At 68.7% G+C, this 6097-nt stretch carries 9 protein-coding genes; 6 read left to right on the top strand and 3 right to left on the bottom strand.

Annotated elements, in window-relative coordinates; translation table 11 throughout:
* From PHQ87_RS13710 to PHQ87_RS13700, 3 genes are all read left to right on the top strand, one after another.
* Positions 1-75: NAD(P)/FAD-dependent oxidoreductase (locus tag PHQ87_RS13710; protein WP_300235437.1), on the top strand; the 75-nt coding region annotated here is incomplete at its 5' end.
* Positions 76-276: 201 nt separating this feature from the next.
* Positions 277-489: a 30S ribosomal protein S21 gene (gene rpsU, locus PHQ87_RS13705; RefSeq protein WP_056273869.1), complete on the top strand. Its 213-nt coding sequence runs from the start codon at positions 277-279 to the stop codon at positions 487-489.
* 124 nt (positions 490-613) lie between these two features.
* Entirely contained in the window at positions 614-1060 is a 447-nt protein-coding gene (locus tag PHQ87_RS13700; RefSeq protein ID WP_300235432.1) for a GatB/YqeY domain-containing protein, read from the top strand.
* A gap of 73 nt (positions 1061-1133) precedes the next feature.
* On the opposite strand, the gene pmbA is transcribed toward PHQ87_RS13700, so the two are convergent.
* Positions 1134-2558 carry a metalloprotease PmbA gene (pmbA, locus tag PHQ87_RS13695; protein ID WP_300235429.1) on the bottom strand — a complete coding sequence of 475 codons (1425 nt, stop codon included), beginning with the start codon at positions 2556-2558 and terminating at the stop codon, positions 1134-1136.
* Positions 2559-2601: 43 nt separating this feature from the next.
* On the opposite strand from pmbA, the gene yjgA reads away from it, so the two are divergent.
* Genes yjgA through PHQ87_RS13680 form a run of 3 tightly spaced genes read left to right on the top strand, consistent with a single transcriptional unit; the run spans position 2602 to position 4325 of the window.
* On the top strand, positions 2602-3252 hold the full coding sequence (gene yjgA, locus PHQ87_RS13690) for a ribosome biogenesis factor YjgA (protein WP_300235427.1): 651 nt from the start codon (positions 2602-2604) through the stop codon (positions 3250-3252).
* Positions 3249-3845, top strand: coding sequence for a molybdopterin adenylyltransferase (mog, locus tag PHQ87_RS13685; protein ID WP_300235424.1), 597 nt, complete (start codon positions 3249-3251; stop codon positions 3843-3845). The genes yjgA and mog overlap by 4 nt, the downstream gene beginning before the upstream one ends.
* Before the next feature lie 3 nt (positions 3846-3848).
* Complete coding sequence (locus PHQ87_RS13680; RefSeq protein ID WP_300235421.1) at positions 3849-4325, top strand: peptidylprolyl isomerase; 477 nt, start codon at positions 3849-3851, stop codon at positions 4323-4325.
* Between the two features lie 39 nt (positions 4326-4364).
* On the opposite strand, the gene cysE is transcribed toward PHQ87_RS13680, so the two are convergent.
* Positions 4365-5153, bottom strand: a complete 789-nt coding sequence (cysE, locus tag PHQ87_RS13675; RefSeq protein ID WP_300235418.1) for a serine O-acetyltransferase — start codon at positions 5151-5153, stop codon at positions 4365-4367.
* Between the two features lie 40 nt (positions 5154-5193).
* Positions 5194-5943 (bottom strand): RNA methyltransferase, encoded by a 750-nt coding sequence (locus PHQ87_RS13670; RefSeq protein WP_300235415.1) that lies wholly within the window; start codon positions 5941-5943, stop codon positions 5194-5196.
* Positions 5944-6097: the final 154 nt, after the last annotated feature.

Below are 6097 nucleotides of genomic sequence, written 5' to 3'. Positions count from 1 at the left end.
GTGACCGGCTGGCTCGGCGGCTACAACTTCCAGTGGGCCTGGGCCAGCGCCCACGCCTGTGCGCAGGCACTGTGACAGGTGTTCCACGCACCATGACCCGACCCACCCGACACGGGGCCCCTACCCCCCGAGCGGGTTTGACGTTATAATCCTGCGCTTTGCTGGCAAACCCCCGTCGGCCCATACTAGTTTGAGACGGGGAAACCGCAGTTACGAAGGCACGGGCCCGATCTTCCCGCCCTTCCTCTGTCTGCACATCATGGAAACCATTAGCTGATGACCACCATTCGCGTTAAAGACAACGAGCCGTTCGACGTGGCCCTGCGCCGCTTCAAGCGCACCATTGAAAAGCTGGGCCTGCTGACCGACCTGCGTGCCCGCGAGTTCTACGAGAAGCCCACCGCCGAACGCAAGCGCAAGAAGGCCGCGGCCGTCAAGCGCCACTACAAGCGTGTGCGCTCGATGCAGCTGCCCAAGAAGCTGTACTGAGCCCCGCCCCCCGGCCGCCACGGCCGGCGCGACGCGAACAAAGCCCGCTTGAGGACGCTCTGGCGGGCTTTTTCGTTCCTGAGCGGCCGCCATCCGCCATTTCCCCCTGTTACCGGAGCCTGCCATGAGCCTGAAAACCCAGATCACCGACGACATGAAAGCCGCCATGCGCGCCAAGGACGCCGAGCGCCTGGCCACCATCCGCCTGCTGACGGCCGCCATCAAGCAAAAGGAAGTGGACGAGCGCATCGAGCTCGACGACGCCGCCGTGATCGCCGTCATCGACAAGATGGTCAAGCAGCGCAAGGACTCCATCACGGCGTTCGAGCAGGGCGGACGCCCGGATCTGGCCGCCAAGGAGGCGGCCGAGCTGCAGGTGCTGCAGGCCTACCTGCCGGCCCGTCTGTCGGCCGAGGAGATCGCCGCCGAGGTCAAGGCCCTGGTGGCCGAGCTGGGCGCCAGCGGGCCGGCCGACATGGGCAAGGTCATGGGTGCGGCCAAGGCCCGGCTGGCCGGCAAGGCCGACATGGGTCAGGTCTCCGGCGCCGTCAAGGCGGCGCTGGCGGGCTGAAACATCCCGCACCTGCCACGCCCCCTTGAGGGGGTGACGCCGCAGGCGGCGCCGGGGCCGGCGTGAGCAGGCCCTAGCTGCCGGCGACCTTCATGCGGTTGACCAGGATCGATCCCACCGTCTTGGCGCCGTAGTTGTAGGCGTCGGCGCCGACGGCCTCGATGCCCAGGAACATGTCCCTGAGGTTGCCGGCGATGGTGATCTCCTGCACCGGGTAGGCGATCCGGCCGTTCTCGACCCAGTAGCCGGAGGCGCCACGCGAGTAGTCGCCGGTGACGTAATTGACGCCCTGGCCCATCAGTTCGGTCACGAACAGGCCGCGGCCGAGCTTGCGCAGCATGGCGTCGAGGTCGTCGCCGGGCTGCGTGAGGCGGCTGGTCAGCGCCAGGTTGTGCGAGCCGCCGGCGTTGCCGGTGGTGCGCAGGCCCAGCTTGCGCGCCGAGTAGGTCGAGAGGAAGTAGCCCTTGACGCGGCCCGCCGACAGCACCTGGCGCCGCGCGGTGCGCACGCCCTCGTCGTCGAAGGGGGCACTGCCCTTGCCGCCAATGATGTGCGGATCCTCGACGATGTCCAGATGCCGGGCCATGACGCGTTTGCCCAGGCTGTCGGCCAGGAAGGTGGTCTTGCGGTAGAGCGCGCCGCCACTGGTGGCCTGCACATAGGCGCCCAGCAGGCCGGCCGCCAGCGGCGATTCGAACAGCACCGGGCACTCGGTCGTCGCCAGCTTGCGGCCGTTCAGGCGCGCCAGCGTCCGCTCGGCCGCGTAGCGGCCGACCGCCTCGGGCGTGGCCAGATCCTGCGGGTTGCGCTGCGAGCTGTACCAGTAGTCGCGCTGCATGCCCGCGCCCTTGCCCGCGATGGGCGCCACCGACAGGCTGTGGCGCGAACTGGCGTAGCCGCCACTGAAGATGCCGGGCCGGCCCCGCTCGCCGCCCCGCAGGTGGGCGGTGAAGAAATGCGACTGCTGGGCCGACACGCCGGCACCCTCGCTGTTGGTGATCTGGCGGCTGGTGGCAAAGGCCGCGTCCTCGCAAGCCCGCGCGATCGCCACCGCCTCGTCCGAGGTGATGGCCCAGGGGTGGAACAGGTCCAGTTCCGGATAGGTATCGGCCACATCCTCGGGGTCGGGCAGGCCGGCGACCGGGTCCTCGGCCGTGAAACGGGCGATGTCGTAGGCGGCCTGCACGGTCTGGCGGATGGCCGCCGGCGAGAAGTCGGACGTCGAGGCGTTGCCCCGGCGCTGTCCCAGGTACACCGTCACGCCCAGCGACTTGTCGCGGTTGCGCTCGACGTTTTCGAGCTCGCCCTTGCGCACGCTCACGCTCAGGCCGGCGCCCTCGGACACCTCGGCCGCCGCGTCGGCGGCGCCCAGTTGCTTCGCATGCGAGAGCGCCAGATCGACCAGTTCCTCGAACTGGGCACGGCTGTACTGGAAGCCGGACAGGGGCTGGCGGGGGTCGGCTGGGGCCTTGGCCCCGGTGGAAACGGCGTTTTTCATGTCGACGGCTATGATACTTGCCGCCCTCCCTTCTGTTTTTTCCATGTCCCGCAAAACCACCAAAGGCTATTTCGTTCGCGGCCATTTCGTTGCCGTCGGCAGCGAACTGGACCAGGAGCTCAAACGCGAGCTCAAGGGCTCGGTCGACATGAGCAAGACCGACCTCAAGAAGCACATGGACCACCTGCAGTCCCTGGGCGAGGCGCTGCTGACCTTGCGCAGCGACCTCATGGCCCGGCTGCGCGAACAGCACGAGCTGTCGGAGAAGCTCATCGATGCCCTGGCCGAGGCACGCCGCATCACCAACTTCGAGGGCAGGCGCCGGCAGATGCAGTACATCGGCAAGCTCATGCGCGCCCTGGACGAAGACACCATCGCGGCCATCGAGGCCGCGCTGGAGGAGCAGCGCAAGCCCTCGGCGCAGGAAACCCTGCGCCTGCACCAGGCCGAGCAATGGCGCGACCGGCTGATCGCCGACGACGGCGCCCTCACGGACTGGCTCGCCCAGGCGCCCGGCACCGACGTGCAGCACCTGCGCGCCCTGATCCGCCAGGCGCGCAAGGACGCCCAGGCGACGGCCGCCCAGGAACGCCCGGGCGAGGCGGTGCGCCACGGCAAGGCCTACCGCGAGATCTTCCAGCTCGTGCGTGCCGCCCTGGCCAGCGAGGACCCGGACGACGACACCCCAGCATGAACCACGACACCCCCACCACCCCTGCCGTGCCGGTGCGCATCGGCATCGTCTCGATCAGCGACCGCGCCAGCAGTGGCGTCTATGAAGACAAGGGCCTGCCGGCCCTGCAGGACTGGCTCACGCGCGCGCTGAAGAATCCCGTCACCTTCGAGCCGCGCCTGATTCCGGACGAGCAGGAACGCATCAGCGCCACCCTCATCGAGCTGGTCGACGAAGCACGCTGTCCGCTCGTGCTGACGACCGGCGGCACCGGCCCGGCGCTGCGCGACGTGACGCCCGAAGCCACGCTGGCGGTGGCGCACAAGGAGATGCCCGGCTTCGGCGAGCAGATGCGCCAGATCAGCCTGGCCTTCGTGCCGACGGCCATCCTCTCGCGCCAGGTGGCGGTGATCCGCGGCGCCAGTCTCATCATCAACCTGCCGGGCCAGCCCAAGGCCATCGCCGAGACGCTGGAGGGCCTGAAGAACCCCGACGGCAGCCAGAAGGTCCATGGCATCTTTGCTGCCGTGCCCTACTGCATCGACCTGATCGGCGGGCCGTACCTGGAAACGAACGACGAGATCTGCAAGGCCTTCCGGCCGAAAAGGAAATAGACCATGAACATCACCAAGGACACCGTCGTCACCCTCAGCTTCCGCGCCAGCGACGCGCAGGGCAAGCTGCTGGAAGACGGCAAGACACCACGCAGCTACCTGCACGGCGGCTATGGCAACACGCTGCCGGGCATCGAGAAGGCGCTGGAAGGCCAGAGCGCCGGCTACGAGACGAGCGTGACGCTGGCGCCCGAGGATGCCTTCGGCGAACGCGACGAGTCGCTGGTGACCACCATCCCCAAAACCCAGTTCCCGCCCGGCGTGAAGGTGGGCGGCCAGTTGCGCGGTACCGACGACCAGGGCCGCGAGGCGGTGTTCAACGTCGTCAAGATCAAGGGACCGGTGGTGCACCTGGACGGCAACCACCCGCTGGCCGGGCAGTCGCTGACGTTCCAGCTCAAGGTCCTGGACGTGCGCGCCGCCTCGCCCGAGGAAGTTGCCCACGGCCACGCGCATGGCGCGCACGGCCATCACCACTGAGCCACAGGCAGGCCGCCTGCCTCGCGGCGGCGGCCACGCTCACTTGCCGACGAGCTGGTTGAGCTTGTCGGCCTCGAAGCGCTCTTCCTTGGCGGCCTCGGGTGGCACGCAATCCGCGCCGCCATGCACCTCGCAGGCCAGCTTTTCGATGGCCTGCCACAGCAGCGCGATCTGGTGCTCCTGGCTGCCGGTCTTGTCGATCAGGCCGCGCATGGCCTGCGACAGCGGATCGTCCTCCTGCGTGACGCCGTAGGCCGAGAACTTGGGCCTGGCTTCCTTCTGCTCCTCGGTCACGTCGGCGCTGGCACCCTGCTTGCTCGGGATGATGCGCGCCGGGATCCCCACCGCGGTGGCGCCGGCCGGCACTGGCTTGATGACCACGGCATTGGAGCCGATCTTGGCGCCGTCACCGACCTCGAAGCCGCCCAGCACCTTGGCGCCGGCGCTGACCACCACGTCGCGCCCCAGCGTGGGATGGCGCTTGGTGCCCTTGTAGAGCGACGTGCCACCCAGCGTCACGCCCTGGTAGATGGTGCAACCGTCGCCGATCTCGGCCGTCTCGCCCACCACGGTGCCCATGGCGTGATCGAAGAACACGCGCTCGCCGATCCGGGCGCCCGGATGGATCTCGATGCCCGTCAGCCAGCGCGACAGATGCGAGATGAAGCGTCCCAGCCACTTGAGCCCATGGGTCCAGCACCAATGCGCCGGGCGATGCAGCCACACGGCGTGCAGGCCCGGGTAGCAGGTGACGACTTCCCAGGTGCTGCGCGCGGCAGGGTCGCGCTCGAGGATGCACTGGATGTCGGAGCGGATGCGGTCGAACATGGAACGGGGCAATGCGTGTTGTCGGGAGGGAGCGGTCAGTCTATCGCTTCGCTTTTGCCGCCGTCTGCAGCATGGCCTTGGCGACACCGCGCAGAATGTGGATTTCCTCCGGCGTGGGCTGCGCCCGGTTGAACAACTGGTTCAGCCGCGGCATGAGTTTCTTGGGCGCGGCCGGATCGAGAAAATCCACCGCCACCAGGGCCTGCTCCAGATGGCCCAGCATGCCGGCCACGGCCGCCGCGTCGGCCACCGGCCTCTGCTGGGCGGTCACGGATGCAGGCAGCGCGAAACCGCCCAGCGCCTGGCGCCATTCGTAGGCGATCAGTTGCACCGCCGCCGCCAGGTTGAGCGAGCCGAAGCCGGGATGGGTCGGGATCGACAGGCACACGTGGCAGCGGTAGACATCCTCGTTGCGCATGCCGAAGCGCTCGGAGCCGAACAGGAAGGCCACGCCGGCCGGTGGCGGCGCCTCTGCCGCGCCCGCCAGCAACTGCCCGAAGTGCTCGCGCGGCGCCCGCGTGGGCGGGCCGAAATCGCGCGGCGTCATGGCCGTGGCACACAGGTGGCTCACGCCATCCAGCGCCTCGTCCAGCGTCTCGACGATGCGCGCCCTGGCGAGCACGTCGTTGGCGCCGCTGGCGCGCTGGATGGTCTCCTCCCGGCGCAACACGTTGGGCCAGCGGGGCGCCACCAGCACCAGCTCATCGAAGCCCATGACCTTCATGGCGCGGGCGGCGCCACCGACGTTGCCCGCATGGCTGGTCTGGATGAGGATGAAACGGGTCAGCATGGTGTGACGGAGTGGACGGCGGGGTAGTGAAAAAAGCCCCCACGACTTTGGGCGGGACCGGTAAAATCCCCCCTATTGTCGCCGCCCCGCATCGCCGGGGTGTTGCCGCTGTGCTCTTCTCCCCCTTGCCGGCCCACGAGGCCGGTTGCAGGAA

It is taken from the genome of Hydrogenophaga sp. (assembly GCF_028698005.1).
Lineage (GTDB): Bacteria > Pseudomonadota > Gammaproteobacteria > Burkholderiales > Burkholderiaceae_C > Hydrogenophaga.
The sequence above is the reverse complement of the archived record's forward strand: the minus strand, read 5'-3'. Positions and strand labels throughout refer to the sequence as shown.